Genomic DNA, 16,199 nt, shown 5'->3' on the forward strand with positions numbered 1-16,199 from the left:
AGGGCAGTGCCTGTCCGCCGGGTGGGCGCTGCCCGGCGGCGCCAAGGCGCCTTGTTCCGGGAAAAAGCAACCTCTCTCTGACACACGATCCCTTGAAACCCCGTTGCCGAAAGCCCCGCCAGATGCGACAGACCCAAGACACGCGCATCAGGGGAGATCGACATGGATATCAGGCAGATCGTGGATGGCTTTGCCGCCGCACCGCAGCTGGAGACGTCCGAGATGGCAGAGGCGGCCGCGCAGGGCTTTCGCACCATCCTGTGCAACCGCCCCGATGGCGAGCAGCCGGGCCAGCCCGATGCCGCCGAGATGGAGGCAGCGGCCCGCGCCGCCGGGATGGAGTTCCGCTATCTGCCGGTCTTCCCCGGCGCCTTCCCGGACGATCTGATCGCCGGGATGCAGGACGCGCTGGCCGAATGCGAGATGCCGATCCTGGCCTATTGCCGGTCGGGCACCCGCTCTACGATGCTTTGGGCGCTGGCCGAGGCGGACAAGCGCCCGGTGGACGAGATCGTGGAGGCCGGCAATCGCGGCGGCTACGACCTGCAATCCCTGGTGCCGTTCCTGACCGCGCGCAGCTGAGCCGGGGCGCAGGCCGCCCCCGTTGCTGAACTGGACCCTGGCAATGCCCCCTGCCCTTCGTCGCCTGTTCCCGATCCTGACCTGGGGCGCGGCCTATACCCGCGCGAGCGCCGCCAATGACCTGATTGCGGCGGTGATCGTGACGATCATGCTGATCCCGCAATCGCTGGCCTATGCGCTGCTGGCGGGGCTGCCCGCCGAGGTGGGGCTTTACGCCTCGATCGCGCCCTTGCTGATCTACGCGCTGATGGGCAGCTCGCGCACGCTGGCGGTGGGGCCGGTGGCGGTGGCCAGCCTGATGACCGCGGCGGCGGTGGGCAAGCTGGCGGCGCAGGGCACGCCCGAATATCTGGGCGCGGCGATCGCGCTGGCGTTTCTGTCGGGGCTGATGCTGCTGGCGATGGGCGCGCTGCGGCTGGGGTTCATCGCCAACTTCCTCAGCCATCCGGTGATTTCGGGGTTCATCTCTGCCTCGGGCCTGCTGATCGCGGCCAGCCAGCTGCCGCATCTGCTGGGGATCAAGGCGGGCGGGCAGACGCTGCCCGAGCTGCTGGGATCGCTGCTGCGCGGCCTTGGCGGGGTGAACCTGCCGACTCTGGTGATTGGCGCGGCGGCGGTGGGGTTCCTGCTGTGGTCACGCCGGGGTCTTGCGCCGTTGCTGCGCGCCCGCGGCTGGCAGGCGCGCCCTGCCGGCATGGTGGTGCGCGCCGCCCCGGTGGCGGCGGTGGCGCTGACCACGCTGGCGGCCTGGGGGCTGGGGCTGGAGGCGCGGGGCGTGGCGCTGGTCGGCGAGGTGCCGGGGGGATTGCCGGTGCCGAGCCTGCCGCCGCTCGACCTTGGCCTCTGGGCGCAGATCGCGGTGCCGGCGCTGCTGATCTCGATCGTCGGCTATGTCGAGACCATCTCTGTCGCGCAGACGCTGGCAGCCAAGCGCCGCCAGCGCATCGACCCCGATCAGGAGCTGCTGGCGCTTGGCGGGGCCAATCTGGGATCGGCGCTGTCGGGCGGCTTTCCGGTGACGGGGGGATTTGCGCGGTCGGTGGTGAACTTCGACGCCGGGGCCGAGACGCCCGCGGCGGGCGCCTTTACCGCAGTGGGCATGGCGCTGGCGGTGCTGTTCCTGACGCCCTTGCTGCACTACCTGCCCAAGGCGACGCTGGCCGCGACCATCGTGGTGGCGGTGCTGAGCCTGGTGGACCTTGGCGCCTTGCGCCGGACCTGGGTGCTGTCGCGCACCGATTTCGCGGCGATGCTGGCCACGATGCTGGTGACGCTGGTTGTGGGGGTGGAGGCCGGGATCTCGGCCGGGGTGATCCTCAGCCTCGGCCTGCACCTCTTCCGCACCTCGCGCCCGCATGTCGCCGTCGTGGGCCAGGTGCCGGGGACCGAGCATTTCCGCAACGTGCTGCGCCATGCGGTGGTGACGGTGCCGGAGGTGCTGACGATAAGGGTGGATGAGAGCCTCTATTTCGCCAATGCCCGGTTCCTGGAGGACACCGTTTATGACCGGGTGGCGGCGGACCCCGGCCTGCGCCATGTGGTGCTGATGTGCCCTGCCGTGAACGATGTCGATGCCTCGGCCTTCGAGAGCCTCGAGGCGATCAACAGCCGGCTGCGCGATGCCGGGGTGACGCTGCACCTGTCCGAGGTGAAGGGGCCGGTGATGGACAAGCTGAGGCGCGGGCATTTCCTGCAGGAGTTGAGCGGGAAGGTCTACATGACCCAGCATGACGCGATGCGGGCGCTGGCGCCCGAGGTGACGGCGCGGGTGCGGGCGGCGGGGCGGAGCGAATAGGCGGAGGCCGGGTTCAAGGAAGCCGGGGGGCCTTCTGCCCCCCGGAACCCCCCGAGGATATTTTTGCCAGCAAGAACGGGAAAGACGGTCAGATCCGGCCGGTGGCGGCGGTGAGCAGCAGGCGGCCGCGGCGGGAGAATTCGGAGAGTCGCAGCGGGGTTTGGGTTATCTGGCCCGGATCGGCGGCGGCGCGGGAGAGGAGCGCGCCTGTCTGCCAAGCCGGGTAGAGCGCGGGGATGGCGGCGGCGGGGAGCGCGCTGCGGGCGTTGCGGGCGCGGGTGAGGCTGGCGAGGCCGGTGCGGGCCAAGGCGGCGATGGCTTCGGGTCCGGGATCGGGCAGCGGCGCCCTGCCCCGCGCGATCAGGTCCGGCACCGCGACCAGCCAGTTGGCGATACCGGTCGCGAGGCCGGCGTCCTGCAGCGCGGTATGGGCGGCCTCCGGCGCGCCGAGGGCTTGCCCGGCGGCCAGCATCAGGTTGCCGGCGGTGTCGCCGAGGTAGGCCAGCAGGTCGTCAGTGCCGGCGAAAGGCTCGCCCCAACAATCCAGCCGCCGCGCCTCGGCAATCGCTTGCAGCGGCGCGACCGGTTGGCCGGTTTCGGCGATGAGGTCGGCCAGAGGCCCGGCCACCTCATGCGTGCGCGGGCGCTCGCCGGCCGCGATCCGGTCCAGCGTATCCACCCACCATTGCAGGCGCATCTCTGCCACCAGCGGCTCGGCCGAGGCCCAGGGCGCGCGCGCGAGCTCCAGGTTCAGGGCATAGAGCGGCCAGAGCCGGGCGCGGGCCGCGGGGGGCGCGGCCATCGCGGCGAGGAAGCGGTCGGGGTCCCCGGTCTCGACCAGCGCGGCGCAGGCATGAAGGCTCATGGCAGGGTCGCGCCGTCGCGGGCGAGCTTCCAGATGACCGCATCCAGCAGCGCCTCGAAGCTGGCATCGACGATGTTGGGCGAGACGCCGACGGTGGACCAGCGATGGCCGGCGGCATCCTCGCTATCGATGATGACCCGGGTCACCGCCTCGGTGCCGCCTTGGGTGATGCGGACCTTGAAATCCACCAGCTTCATGTCGTCGATCAGGCACTGGTAGGGCCCCAGATCCTTGGCCAGCGCCGTCCACAGCGCGTTGACCGGCCCGCGGTCGGCGCCGGTCTCGTCCTGCGATTCCGACACCGACAGCATGGTCTGGCCGCCGATGCGCACCACCACCACCGCCTCGGACAGGCTGACGGCGCGCCCCGACTGATGGCGGCGTTCCACCGTGACCCGGTAGCGCTCCACCTCGAAATACCGCGGCAAGAGGCCCAGTTCCCGCCGCGCCACCAGCTCGAAGCTGGCCTGAGCGCCGTCATAGGCATAGCCTTGATCCTCGCGCGCCTTCACCGCATCGAGGATCCGCGCCAGCGCCGGATCGCCCGGAGCCACGGCAAGGCCCGCCGCCACCAGCCGCGCGCGCAGGTTCGACTGCCCGGCCTGGTTCGACATCGGGATCACCCGGTCATTGCCGACAAGGGCCGGGTCCACATGCTCATAGGTCGAGGGATCCTTGAGGATCGCCGAGGCATGGAGGCCGGCCTTATGGGCGAAGGCCGAGGCCCCGACATAGGGCGCCGCGCGCAGCGGCACGCGGTTGAGGATATCGTCCAGCATCCGGCTGAGGCGGGTGAGGCCGGCCAGCGCCTCGCGCGTGATCCCCGTCTCGTAGCGGCCCGCATAGGGGGGCTTCAGCAGCAGCGTCGGGATCAGCGTGGTGAGGTTGGCATTGCCGCAGCGCTCCCCCAGCCCGTTCAGCGTGCCCTGGATCTGCCGCGCCCCGGCATCGACCGCCGCCAAGGATCCGGCGACAGCATTGCCGGTATCGTCATGGCAGTGGATGCCGAGCCGGTCGCCGGGGATGCCTGCCGCAATCACCTCGGCGGTGATGCGGCCGATCTCTGCCGGCAGCGTGCCGCCATTGGTGTCGCAGAGCACGATCCAGCGGGCGCCGGCACCGTGGGCGGCGTGGAGGCAGTCGAGCGCATAGGCCGGGTTGGCGCGGTAGCCGTCAAAGAAATGCTCGGCATCGAACAGCGCCTCGCGGCCCTGGGCGACGAGATGGGCGATGGAGGCGCGGATGTTGTCGAGGTTCTCGTCCAGCGGAATGCCAAGCGCGGTGGTCACATGAAACTCATGCGCCTTGCCGACGAGGCAGACGGCAGGCGTGTTCGCGTTCAGCACCGCCGCCAGCACGTCATCGTTTTCCGCCGAGCGCCCCGAGCGCTTGGTCATGCCAAAGGCGGAGAAGGTGGCGCGGGTCTGCGGGCGGCTGTCGAAGAACTCGGAGTCGGTCGGGTTCGCGCCGGGCCAGCCGCCCTCGATATAGTCGATGCCGATGGCATCGAGCGCGGCGGCGATGCGGGTCTTTTCAAGGGCGGAGAATTGGACGCCCTGGGTCTGCTGGCCGTCGCGCAGGGTTGTGTCGTAGAGGTGGAGGCGGGTGCGGGCTGGCAGGGCGGCTGGCGCGGGGGTCATTTGAGGGACTCCAGCTTGGCGGGGTCGAACCCCGCACCCGGGACCAATTCGACACCCGCCTTGGACATGCGCACTTCCAGGCCAGCTGCGACCAGCGCCGCTTTCATCGCATCGACGGCAGAGAAGTCCTTGGTCGCCATAGCGTCAGCGCGCAGAGCGGTCAGACGCGCGGTCGGTCCGGACAAGTCGGCGAAAGGGACCGAAGCCCAATCCACCATATCGGGCGTCAGCAGGCCAAGAAGCTGAGCCGAGGCAAGAAAGCGGGCCTCGATCACGGCCCCGGGTTCAACGAGTTGAGCTCGGTCTAAAGGGTGGCCGTAATTTTCGACCTTTCGCACAAGGTCTAGGCGATCATAGAGACCGTGCAACTGTCGAATTGCGTTGTGGGTGTTTAGGTCGTCTTCTAGTGATACAACAACCATGTCGTCAGGCGCACTCGGCGCCACTCCCGTTAATGCACCCCGCCACTTCCTCAGGGTCGCCTCCGCCTGTGCCGCCTTCTCCGCCGTCCAGTCCATCGGCTTGCTATAATGCGTGGACAAGAACACGAACCGGATCACCTCCCCCGGCACGCCCTGATCCAGCAAATCCCGCACCGTGAAGAAATTCCCCAGGCTCTTGGACATCTTCTTGCCCTCGACCAGCAGCATCTCGTTATGCATCCAGATGCCGGCAAAGCCGCCCTCGGGATGGGCGCAGCAGCTTTGGGCGATCTCGTTCTCATGATGCGGGAATTGCAGGTCGATGCCGCCGCCATGGATGTCGAAGGACGGCCCCAGCAGCTCATGGCTCATCGCCGAGCATTCGATATGCCAGCCGGGGCGGCCGCGGCCCCAGGGACTGTCCCAGCCCGGCAGGTCGGGGCCCGAGGGTTTCCACAGCACGAAATCCATCGGGTCGCGCTTGTAGGGGGCAACCTCGACCCGGGCGCCGGCGATCATGTCATCGACGCTGCGGCCCGAGAGGGCGCCATAGGCGGGGTAGCTGCGCACGTCAAAGAGCACATGGCCCTCGGCTTCATAGGCGTGGCCGCGGGCGATCAAGGTCTCGATCATGGCGATCATCGGGGCGATGTAGGCGGTGGCGCGCGGCTCGAGATCGGGGCGCAGGGCGCCGAGCGCGTCCATGTCGGCGTGATACCAGCCGATGGTCTCGTCGCTGCGCGCGGCGATCAGCTCTTCCAGGCTGCGCGGATCGCCCGAAGCCTTCAGCGCCTGCGCGGCGGCGTTGATCTTGTCATCGACATCGGTGAAGTTGCGCACATAGGTGACGTGGTCCGCCCCATAGACATGCCGCAGCAGCCGGTAGAGCGTGTCGAACACCACCACCGGCCGGGCATTGCCCAGATGCGCGCGGTCATAGACGGTGGGACCGCAGACATACATCCGCACATTCGTCGGGTCCAGCGGCGCAAGGGCAACCTTGCGGCGGGTGCGGCTGTCGTGAAGCCTGATCTCAACCATGATCCCTCCTCGCGCCCCTTGGCGCTGCACTTCCGGCGGCGGGGGTTCGGGTTCGATCTGGCTTTGAAACAGAGGAACAGCCCGCCTGACGCGTGTCAGCCGGTAATGCAGCAGATGCGGGCGATGTGCTGGCGTTCCATGCGCACTCAAGTAGCGCGGCGCGGGCGCGCTGCCAAGGAAAATCCGGCGCGCGCGGCCAGCGCCGGGGGTTTTCCACCCCCGGACCCCCGGAGGATATTTGAGCCAGCAAGAAGGGGGCAGCGCGCGCTTGGTGCTTCTTGCTGGCAGAAATATCCTCGGGGGGTGAATTGGCGCGGCACGCGCCAAGAGGGGGGCAGACGGCCCCCCTCGCTTCCCCGCCGGCAAACATTGTAACGGTGACAGCACCGGCCCTTGCCCCGGCCCGGTGGTTCATGCTCCCTCTGCGGATCATTCACCGGAGATCCCCATGCACCTCGCCCCCCGCATTGCCCATATTGCCGGCACGGACGGCGATGGCTGGGGCATCTATTACCGCACCCGCGAGATGATCCGGGCCGGGGAGCGGGTGCTGAACCTGACCATCGGCGAGCATGACGTGAAGACCGATGCGGCGATCCTGACGGCGATGCATGGCGCGGCGATGGCAGGGCATACCGGCTACACCTTCGGTGCCGGGCTGCCGGAGCTGCGGGCGGCGATTGCGGGCCGGGTGCAGGCGCGCACCGGCGTGGCGACGCGGGCGGAGAATATCGTGGTCACGCCCGGCGGGCAGTCGGCGCTGTTCTCGGCGCATATGGCGCTGCTGGACCGGGGCGATACCGGGCTTTACTGCGCGCCGTTCTATCCGACCTATCCCGGCACGATCCGCGCGACGGGGGCCGAGGCGGTGGCGGTGGCGACGCGCTCCTCGCACGATTTCCAGCCGGAGGCGGCGGCGATCCTGGCCGCGGCCTCGGGCGCGCGCACCCTGCTGATCAACTCGCCCAACAACCCGACCGGGGTGATCTATGGGCGGGGCACGCTGGAGGGGATCGCCGGCGCGGTGCGCGAAGCCGATCTGTGGCTGATCTCGGACGAGGTCTATGACACCCAGGTCTGGGAGAGTGCGCATCTTTCCCCTCGCGCCCTGCCGGGGATGGCGGAGCGCACGGTGGTGATCGGCTCGATGTCGAAAAGCCATGCGATGACCGGCTCGCGCCTGGGATGGGTGGTGGCGCCGGAGGCGGTGGTGGAGGCGATTACCCTCCTGTCGACCGTCACCACCTATGGGGTGCCAGCCTTCATCCAGCATGCCGCGCTGCATGCGCTGGCGCAGGGCGAGGGCTTCGAGGCCACCATCGCGGACCCGTTCCGGCGGCGGCGCGAGATTGCGGCACGGGCGCTGGCCGGCTCGCAGGCGATCCGGGCGATCCCCTCGGCGGGGGCGATGTATGTGATGCTCGACATCCGCGCCACCGGGCTTTCCGGCAATGCCTTTGCCGAGCGGCTGCTGGAGGAGGAGCGCATCGCGGTGATGCCGGGCGAGAGCTTTGGCGCGCCGGCGGCGGGGCATTGCCGTGTGGCGATGACCATTCCCGATGAGGATTTCGCCGAGGCGATGGCCCGGCTGGCGGGCTTTGCCGACCGGCTGCTGCCTTAGACCGCCCGCGGGCGGCGGCGCGCAAACCTGGACCGCCCGCGCGCGGCGGCGCGCAAACCTGGACCGCCAGCGCCCAGATCCCGAAGCCCAGCATCACCGTGCCCGAGGCGAGCGCCGTGCCGCGGGCGAAGCCTTGCGGCAGGCGGTTGCGCAGCAGGGCGACGGTGCCCGACAGCAGTGCCCACCACAGCAGCGAGCCGGTGAAGATGCCGGTCACGACCGCGACCGCTTCGCCGGGGCCGGCGGTGCGGGCGAGGCCGAGTCCGGCGAAGATCGCGGCGAAGTTGAGGATGGTGGCGGGGTTGGCCAGTGTCAGGCCGAAGGTGGTGGCCAACCCCGCCAGCGCGCCGGGCGGGGCCTTGGCCGCCTCTGTCGCCACCGGCGGCGCCGGGCGCAGGGCGCGCAGGCCCAGCCAGATCAGGAACGCGCCGCCGATCAGCCCCAGTGGCCGCTCGATCAGCGCCACCGTGGCGGCAAAGCTGGCAAAGCCCGCCGCCGCCAGCGCCGCGAACAGCGCATCGGCGAGCGCAGTGCCACGGCCGCCAGCCATCCCGGCGCGAAAACCGCCGCGCAGCGTGCGCTCGATGCAGCGCGCGCCGATGGGGCCGAAGGGCGCGGCGATGGCCAGCCCCATCGCCACGGCGGTGCCGAACAGGACCAGCATCAGTCCCCCCGATAGGGAAGGGCGGCGCGACCACCTCGGTCAGCGCCAGGATGGTCTCGCTGCGGCCGAGCCAGCCGCCGGATTTCAGCGCGGCGAGGAACGGCTCCACCCCGGCCAGCGAGGGCAGCCGCACCTGGATCAGATAGGGCCAGGGCCCGGTGACATGGTGGCAGGCGGTGATGGCGGGATCGGCGGCGGCATGGGCGCGGAAGCCGGCCTCGCTGGCGCCCTCGGCCAGCGCCAGCCAGACGAAGGCCAGCACTGGCAGGCCAAGCGCGGCGGGGTCGCTGTCGGCCATCACGCGGCGGATCGCGCCGCGCTCGGTCAGCCGCCGGATGCGTTCGTTGAGCGCGGATTGCGATAGGCCGACGGCGGCGCCGAGGGCCGAGAGCGGCTGGCGGGCGTCCTCGGAACGGGCCTCGATCAGCTTGCAGTGATACCTGTGGTAAAAGTTCTACATGACCGCAAACACTCCTGTCAGAAGCGCTTCGCAAGAAAAATCCGCCTGTCCGGCTCTCTGCTCAGCTGTTCAGCGACATCGGCCTCGCGCCGCCCGGCGGCAGCCCGAACAGCCGCCGCACGAGGTTGAGATACGCGCCATAGGGGCGCCCGAGCGCCAGCATGATCACCGCAGCGCCAAGGGTGCCGCGCAGCAGGCTGCCGCCGGTGGCGCCACTGACGGCAAGGATCGCGGCATAGATCGGCACCTGAAAGCTCATCAGCGCGAGGCTGTCCCACAGGATCTGCGAGGCGCGGCTGGCCCCGGCGTGGCGCAGCATCCAGTCGCGCCAGAGGCCATAGGGCCGCCCCACCGGGACCATCAGCGCAGCCCCCAGCAGCCGGGCGTGCAGCACCTGATCCCAGGTCATCCCGGCGATGAAGCGCTCGTTGAGGAGGCCGGTGACGGTGAAGAAGCTGAGGAGCGCGGCGGTGTCGGCGAGCCACGACCGGCTCATGCTTGCGGGGGCCCTGGCAGATGCGCCAGCACCGACCGCGCGGCCCTGAGCCCCGGGGCCTCGCCCCCTGCCCCCAGCCGCTCCATCGTCAGGCGCATCGCCTCGCGTTGTGCGGCCTGCGCCTCGTCATCCTCCAGCAGTTCCAGCAGCGCCGGGGCAATCAGCGCCGGGGTGCAACGGCGGCCGAGATATTCGGGGATCGCCCGCGTCTCGGATACGAGGTTCACCAGCGTCACCGTATCGACCCGCAGCATCCGCGCGATGATCTGGCGGCTGAGCCAGGCCATGTCATAGGCGATCACCATCGGCGTGGCGCTGGCGGCGAGCTCCAGGCTGACGGTGCCCGAGGCGGCCAGCGCAAGATCGGCGGCGGCGAAGGCGGCGCGCTTGTCCTCGGGCGCCTCGACGATCACCGGGGCGACGGGCCAGCGCGCCGACATCTCGCGCACCAGCGGGGCCACGCCGCGCACCGTGGGCAGCACCACGCGCAGTTCGGGCACCCGGTCGCGCACCCGCATCAGCGCCTCGTCGAAGGTCGGGCCGATGCGGTTGACCTCGCCGCGGCGCGATCCGGGCAGGGCGAGCACCAGCGGCGCATCGGGCGCAATGCCATGCGCGGCGCGGAAGGCGGCGGCCTGCTCGGGGGTGGCCACCGGCTCGGCCACCACCGGATGGCCGACGAAATCGCAGGTCATTCCGGCCGCCTCCATATAGGGCGGCTCGAAGGGCAGAAGCGCCAGCACATGGTCGATCACCGGTGCCATCTTGGCGGCGCGGCCCGGGCGCCAGGCCCAGACCGAGGGCGCGACATAGTGCATGGTGCGCAAGCCGGGGTTCGCTTTTCGCGCGAGCCCCGCGACGCGCAGGCAGAAATCCGGGCTGTCGATACCGATCAGCGCATCGGGGGCAAGGTCCGTGACCGCCTGCGCCGTCTGCGCGATGCGCCGCTTCAGCGCGCGGTATTTCGGCAGCACCTCCATCAGGCCCATCACCGACAGCTCTTCCATCGGGAAAAGGCCTTGCAACCCCTCGGCCTGCATCGCCGGGCCACCGACGCCTGCGAAGCGCACATCGGGGGCCAGTTGCTTGAGACCGGCCATCAGCGCCGCGCCCAGCTTGTCGCCGGAGGCCTCGCCGGCGATCAGGAACAAGACCGGGCTCACGGTTCGGTCCCGGGGTCTCGGGCCCAGAGGAACAGCCCCGCCGCTTCGGCATCCGCGACCATCTCGGCGCGGCTCAGGCAGATCACGCCGCCCGCCTCCCAGACGATCCCGGCGAGCCCGGCGGCGGCGGCGCGGGCGACGGTTTCGGGGCCAAGGGCGGGCAAGTCCACCCGGCGGTCCTGCCCCGGCTTCGGCGCCTTGTAGAACACGCCCTTCGCACCCGAGGGATCGGGGCGCAGGCCGGCGCCAGTTATCGCCACCCAGTCCAGCATCGCATCGGTGCCCGGCAGCGCCTCGACCGCAAGGCACAGGCCCTGCGCCACCACGGCGCCCTGCCCCACATCGACGCTGCCAAGCGCCGCGACGATGGAAGCGGCGCGGGCGGCGTCCTTGCTGTCGGCCTCGGTCGGCGCGCCGGTCAGAATCCCGGGCCCGGGCACCAGTTCCGGCAGCACCGCCTCGGCGCCGACCACCTCCAGCCCGCGTTCCTCGAAGATGCCGATCACCGCGCGCAGGGTGGCGTCATCGCCCGCCTGCATTGCCGCCATCAGCCGGGGCAACAGCGCGGCGGTGCCAGCATCGATGGCGGAGGGGTCGAGCCGCGGCCGGCGCACGGCACCGGCGAAGACCACGCGGCGGACGCCGCGGGCGAGCAGATCGTCAAGGAACGGCACCAGCCGTTCGACACGAAAGCGCACAGGGTCCTGCCCGGCGACCGAGGCGGGGAAGCCCTCCATCTCGGCCAGCACGAAGCCCTCGCCCTGCGCGTCCAGCGCGCCCGCCAGCAGCCCCGGCAGCGCGCCGGTGCCGGCGATCAGGGCGAGCCCCCCGTTTCGCTTGCCGCTCATGCAGGCGTCAGGAAGCTGCGGTCCGAGGGGCCGAGGATGAAGGCCAGCACCTCTGCCGCCAGCGAGCCCGGCGGCACGGTGCCGTCCAGCCGCCGCGCGGTTTCGCGGAAATTGCCCTCGCCAAGCGCCTCATAGAGATCGCGCAGCCCGTGGATCTCGGCCCGGTCGACGCCGCGGCGCTTGAGGCCGACAAGGTTCAGCCCGTCCAGCGTGCCGCGCGGGCCCTGCACGAGCCCGTGCGGGACCACATCGGCCGTCACCATCGTCACCGCGCCGATGATCGCGCCGCGGCCGATGCGCACCCATTGATGCACCCCGGACATGCCGCCGACGATCACCCCATCCTCCAGCACGCAATGCCCCGCCACGGCAGAGCCATTGACCAGGATCACGTTGTTGCCGATGCGGCAATCATGCGCGACATGGCAGCCGGCCATGAACAGGCCATCGTCCCCCACCACCGTCTCGCCGCCGCCGCCCTCGGTGCCGGTGTTCATCGTCACATGCTCGCGGATGCGGTTGCGCGCGCCGATGGTGAGCCGCGTGCGCTCGCCCCTGTATTTCAGATCCTGCGGCACCTCCCCCAGCACGGCGAAGGAAAACACCGTGGTGCCCTCGCCGACCGAGGTCTGCCCGGTGATCACGGCATGGGATTTCACCTCGACCCCGGCGGCCAGAACCACCTCGGGGCCGATCAGCGCGAAGGGGCCGATGCGGCAGCCCGCGCCGATCACCGCGCCGGGTTCGACCACGGCCGAGGGGTGGATCACGGCGCTGGCGTCAATGGTCATGCGGTCAGCCCCTCAGGTCCATCATCGCGGTGAATTCCGCCTCGCAGGCCAGTTGCCCGTCAACCGTGGCGCGGCCGTCGAACTTCCAGATCTTGCCGCCGCCGCGCTTGACCGTCACCGCCAGCTCCAGCACGTCGCCCGGCACCACCTTGCGGCGGAACTTGCAGCCGTCGATGCCCATGAAATAGACCAGAAGGTCGCGGTCCACCACATCCATGGAAATGCCGACCAGCACCGCCGAGGCCTGCGCCATCGCCTCCACGATCGTCACGCCGGGCATGATCGGCGCGCCGGGGAAATGGCCCTGGAAATGCGGCTCGTTGAAGGTGACGTTCTTGACGCCGATGGCCGATTTGAACGGCACGATCTCGCGCACCTTGTCGATCAGCAAGAACGGGTAGCGATGCGGAATGATCCGCTGGATCAGATGGATATCGGCCTCGGTGGCGGGGAACGGGGTCTTGCCCGGCGCGACGCCGGCGGGTTCTTCGGTCATCTTTACTCTGTCCCTCGCATCGCTCTGGTCGGTCGGGCCGGGCTGTGGCGGGGTCATTCCGCGCGGGTCGTCCCGCTCGGAATGACCCCGCCACCTTGGCCGGCTTGTCTTTGGCCTTGCTAGCAATTCGCCCGGCGCGAGGCAAGGCGCCGGGTTTTCCCGGTCCGGGCTCAGTCGGCGGTGGGCGTCGGGGCGTCCTCGCCCTCCGGCTCCTCGACCGGATCGGGCAGTTCGGGCGCGGCGCCGGGCCCCAGCCGCTGATCGGCCAGCGCCACGACTTCGGCCGTCACGTCGATCTGGCTGTCGGCAAGGAAGATCGCCCGGGCATCGAGGATCGCCACCGCGCCATGCTTGCGCATCACCTCGGACAGGATTGGCACTGCAGCACTGAAAAACGCCCGCCGTTCCGCCTCGCGCAGCCGCGAGACCGCCCGCGCCTTCACGTCCTGCGCGCGGCGGATGCCGGTCACCCGCTCGTCGAAGGCATCGGCCTCGGCGCGGAAGGCGGCGGGGTCCATGCCGGGGCGACGGTCGGTGAGCGAGCGTTCCTCGGCCAGCAACTGCGCCTCGATCCGGCGGTTCTCGGTCGCCAGCGCGGCTGCGGCGGCCTCGATCTCGGCCTCGGCGCGGGCACCCCAGGCCGACTCGTCGAACAGCTGCTCATCATTCAGGGTCAGGATCGGGGCCTGCAGCACGGCGGTGCCGGTGGGAAAGCTGGTGGCAGGCAACCCGCCGGGCGCGGCTTGCGCAAATTGCTGCGCAAAGCCCGTTGCCGGATCAAGCGCAAGATCCTGCGCCGACGCAGCCCCGCCCGCCAGCATCAGCAGCACGAGCGCAAGGCGGCAGGGCCCCGCCATCCTGCGCACGCCCTGCCCGCCCCGTTGCATCAGAACCGCGTCGAAACGGTCAGGTCGAAGTTCTGTTCGAGATCGTAGTCTTCCTTGGCCAGCGCCCGCGAGAAGTTGAAGCGCAGCGGCCCGATCGGCGTGGTCCAGAATACCGAGAACCCGACGGCAGAGCGCAGGATCGCCTCGTCATCGACCTGGCAATCGCCATCGCCGTTCAGATCGACGCAGCCCGAGGCCAGACCGCCATTGGTGTTGTCCAGCCCCCAGACGGTGCCGACATCCAGGAACAGGCCGCCGGTGATCCCGTATTCCTCGGGGATCCCCAGCGGGAATTCCGCCTCGAAGCGCGCCACGGCATAGTAATTGCCGCCAAGCGGGTCTTCGTTCTCCACGTCCAGATCGCGCGGACCGATGCCACGGCTTTCGAAGCCGCGCATTTCCGAGCCGAAGAACCGGTCGGTCACCCGCGACTGGGTGCCGCCAAGCGCGGTATAGGCGCCGCCCTCGATCTCGGCGCGCACCGTCCATTCTTCGTTGAACACCTTGGTTTCGGCGGTGGCGACCGCCGTGGTCTTCAGCGCCTCGACATCGCCGGCCAGCCCATACAGCTCTTGCCCGAAGCGCAGCCGGACGCCGCCATTGAGGTTGAGCCCGGTGCGCCGGTTGTCGTAGCTGAGGGCATAGCTCAGGCCGAAGCTGTCCTGCTTGCCCTCTTCCGCGACAAGGATCGCCGAGGAGTTGAGCTGCTCGATATCGTAGAGCTCTTCTTGCCCGATCTTGAAGCCAAGGTTCAGCCTGGTGTTGGGTGCAATCGGGAACTCAAGCGACGGTTCGATGCCGGCCAGACGCATCGAATAGTCGGAGTTGTCGTTTTCCGAGATCCGGTAGAAGGCGCTGAAGCGCGCCGCCAGATCGCGGTCGAGGAAGGCCGGTTCCACGAAGGTGATGCTGGACGAGCCGGTGCTGTCCGTGGTGTTCAGCGTCGCGCTGAAGAACTGGCCGCGGCCCAGGAAGTTCTCTTCCGAGAAGCTGAGCGCGAGGCCGACGCCGGTATCCACCCCGTAGCTGATCCCGAAGGAAAGCGAGCCGGTCGGCTGTTCGGTCACGTTCACATCGACGATCACCCGGTCCTGCGCAGATCCCGGGCGGGTATCGACCTCGGCCTGCGAGAAGAACCCGAGCGCCCGGATGCGCGAGGCGCCCTCGCGGATTTCGCGCGGGTTGAAGGGGTCGCCTTCGACCGATTTGAACTGCCGCCGCACCACCTTGTCGAGCGTGGTGGCGTTGCCCTCGATGTCGATCCGTTCCACGAAGACCCGCGGGCCGTTCGCCACCACGAAGTCGATGTCCAGCGTGCGGGTGCGGTCATTGCGGGTGACGCGCGGTTCGATCCGCACGAAGCTGAGGCCCTTTTCGGTCGCCACGGCTTCCATGCGGCTGATGGTGTTGTCCACCGCGTTCGGCGAATAGGTCGCGCCCGAGCGGACGCGCACGGCACGCTCGAACTCGGCGGGGCTCAGCCCTTCCACTTCCGAAACGGTGCGGATCTGGCCGAACTTGAAGCTTTGGCCCTCCTGCACATTGTAGGTCAGGAAGAAGGCATCGCGCTCGCGCGAGAATTCCGACGCAACGCCAAGCACCTGGAAATCGACATAACCGCGCGAGCGGTAGAAGTCGGTCAGCAGCACCTTGTCGGCCTCGATCCGGTCGGGCGCATAGGTGTCGGAGCCAACGAAGATGCGCAGCAGGCCGGCCTGCTTGGTATCCAGCACTTCGCGCAGCCGGCGGTCGGAGAAGGCGCGGTTGCCGGTGAAGGACAGCCGCTCGATCTCGGACAGGCGGCCTTCGCTGATCTCGAACACCACATCGACGGTATCGGCATCGCGGCGGATCACCTTTGGTTCCACCCGCGCGGCAACCCGTCCGCCGCCGGCATAGGCCGAGGCAATCGCCGCCGCATCCGCTTCGACCTGCTGGGGAGAGAACACGCGCCGCGCCGTGGTCTGCACCACGCTCGACAGCTGTTCATCCTTGATGCGGGCGTTGCCTTCGAAATCGACCACGTTGACGGTGGGATATTCGGTGACGCGGATCACCAGCGTGCCGCCCGTGGGCACCAGCTCCACCGTCTCGAACTGGCCCGAGGCAAGGATGCGCTGGTAGGCATCGTTCAGCGCGCCGGCAGACACCGCCTCGCCGCGCGCGATTCCGGCATAGGACAGGATCGTGCCGCCATCGATGCGGCTGTTGCCCTCGATCTGCACGTCGCTGAAACTGTAGGTCTGGGCCTGAACCGGCGTTAGGGAGGCCGTGCACAGCATGGCGACGGAGAGCAGAAGCCCCGCCCGCCGCCCCGAACGCCGCATTGCCGGCCGATATTCCCGGGCGCTGCCGCCGCTGCTCAGCTTGGTCGCCATCGGTCGTTACTCCCGCCGTTTTTAACATTCTCTTCCGATCCCGTGACTAG

At 69.5% G+C, this 16,199-nt stretch carries 13 protein-coding genes and 2 pseudogenes; 3 read left to right on the forward strand and 12 right to left on the reverse strand.

The genetic code is table 11. The annotated features are described in order from the left end of the window. Nucleotides 1-162: 162 nt before the first annotated feature. The gene (locus tag GVY41_RS04490; RefSeq protein WP_161343294.1) at nucleotides 163-582 is read left to right on the forward strand and encodes a TIGR01244 family sulfur transferase; all 420 of its coding nucleotides are present in this window, start codon (nucleotides 163-165) and stop codon (nucleotides 580-582) included. Nucleotides 583-625: 43 nt separating this feature from the next. Next, nucleotides 626-2,377, forward strand: a complete 1,752-nt coding sequence (locus GVY41_RS04495; protein ID WP_161343292.1) for a SulP family inorganic anion transporter — start codon at nucleotides 626-628, stop codon at nucleotides 2,375-2,377. 88 nt (nucleotides 2,378-2,465) lie between these two features. On the opposite strand, the gene GVY41_RS04500 is transcribed toward GVY41_RS04495, so the two are convergent. The 3 genes from GVY41_RS04500 to cysS are packed head-to-tail and all read right to left on the reverse strand — an operon-like array spanning nucleotide 2,466 to nucleotide 6,345. Beyond that, nucleotides 2,466-3,242 carry a squalene/phytoene synthase family protein gene (locus GVY41_RS04500; protein ID WP_161343290.1) on the reverse strand — a complete coding sequence of 259 codons (777 nt, stop codon included), beginning with the start codon at nucleotides 3,240-3,242 and terminating at the stop codon, nucleotides 2,466-2,468. Further along, nucleotides 3,239-4,882 (reverse strand): citramalate synthase, encoded by a 1,644-nt coding sequence (cimA, locus tag GVY41_RS04505; RefSeq protein WP_161343288.1) that lies wholly within the window; start codon nucleotides 4,880-4,882, stop codon nucleotides 3,239-3,241. Before cimA ends, GVY41_RS04500 begins: the two co-directional genes overlap by 4 nt. Next, the gene (gene cysS, locus GVY41_RS04510; protein WP_161343285.1) at nucleotides 4,879-6,345 is read right to left on the reverse strand and encodes a cysteine--tRNA ligase; all 1,467 of its coding nucleotides are present in this window, start codon (nucleotides 6,343-6,345) and stop codon (nucleotides 4,879-4,881) included. Before cysS ends, cimA begins: the two co-directional genes overlap by 4 nt. Nucleotides 6,346-6,793: 448 nt before the next feature. Between cysS and GVY41_RS04515 the strand changes: the two genes are divergently transcribed. Beyond that, nucleotides 6,794-7,966 (forward strand): pyridoxal phosphate-dependent aminotransferase, encoded by a 1,173-nt coding sequence (locus GVY41_RS04515; protein WP_161343283.1) that lies wholly within the window; start codon nucleotides 6,794-6,796, stop codon nucleotides 7,964-7,966. A 133-nt stretch (nucleotides 7,967-8,099) separates the two neighbouring features. Here the strand turns inward: GVY41_RS04515 and GVY41_RS04520 are convergent. From GVY41_RS04520 to bamA, 9 genes and pseudogenes are all read right to left on the reverse strand, one after another. Further along, nucleotides 8,100-8,630: pseudogene (locus GVY41_RS04520) on the reverse strand (LysE family translocator); the annotation flags it as partial. Between the two features lie 145 nt (nucleotides 8,631-8,775). Beyond that, nucleotides 8,776-9,057, reverse strand: a pseudogene (locus GVY41_RS04525) (Lrp/AsnC family transcriptional regulator); the annotation flags it as partial. A gap of 94 nt (nucleotides 9,058-9,151) precedes the next feature. After that, nucleotides 9,152-9,586, reverse strand: coding sequence for an L-alanine exporter AlaE (alaE, locus tag GVY41_RS04530; protein ID WP_161343281.1), 435 nt, complete (start codon nucleotides 9,584-9,586; stop codon nucleotides 9,152-9,154). Then, nucleotides 9,583-10,749: a lipid-A-disaccharide synthase gene (gene lpxB / locus GVY41_RS04535; protein ID WP_268234493.1), complete on the reverse strand. Its 1,167-nt coding sequence runs from the start codon at nucleotides 10,747-10,749 to the stop codon at nucleotides 9,583-9,585. The genes alaE and lpxB overlap by 4 nt, the downstream gene beginning before the upstream one ends. Then, nucleotides 10,746-11,597 (reverse strand): LpxI family protein, encoded by an 852-nt coding sequence (locus GVY41_RS04540; RefSeq protein WP_161343279.1) that lies wholly within the window; start codon nucleotides 11,595-11,597, stop codon nucleotides 10,746-10,748. Before GVY41_RS04540 ends, lpxB begins: the two co-directional genes overlap by 4 nt. Next, a complete protein-coding gene (lpxA, locus tag GVY41_RS04545; RefSeq protein ID WP_161343277.1) occupies nucleotides 11,594-12,388 on the reverse strand; it encodes an acyl-ACP--UDP-N-acetylglucosamine O-acyltransferase in 795 nt (264 codons plus the stop codon). Before lpxA ends, GVY41_RS04540 begins: the two co-directional genes overlap by 4 nt. A gap of 4 nt (nucleotides 12,389-12,392) precedes the next feature. Next, complete coding sequence (fabZ, locus tag GVY41_RS04550; protein ID WP_161343275.1) at nucleotides 12,393-12,884, reverse strand: 3-hydroxyacyl-ACP dehydratase FabZ; 492 nt, start codon at nucleotides 12,882-12,884, stop codon at nucleotides 12,393-12,395. A 170-nt stretch (nucleotides 12,885-13,054) separates the two neighbouring features. After that, a complete protein-coding gene (locus GVY41_RS04555; protein ID WP_161343273.1) occupies nucleotides 13,055-13,741 on the reverse strand; it encodes an OmpH/Skp family outer membrane protein in 687 nt (228 codons plus the stop codon). Between the two features lie 29 nt (nucleotides 13,742-13,770). Further along, the gene (bamA, locus tag GVY41_RS04560) at nucleotides 13,771-16,149 is read right to left on the reverse strand and encodes an outer membrane protein assembly factor BamA (RefSeq protein ID WP_161656858.1); all 2,379 of its coding nucleotides are present in this window, start codon (nucleotides 16,147-16,149) and stop codon (nucleotides 13,771-13,773) included. Between the last annotated feature and the right edge of the window lie 50 nt (nucleotides 16,150-16,199).

The sequence above is a fragment of the Frigidibacter albus genome (assembly GCF_009908165.1).
Classification (GTDB): Bacteria; Pseudomonadota; Alphaproteobacteria; order Rhodobacterales; family Rhodobacteraceae; genus Frigidibacter; species Frigidibacter albus.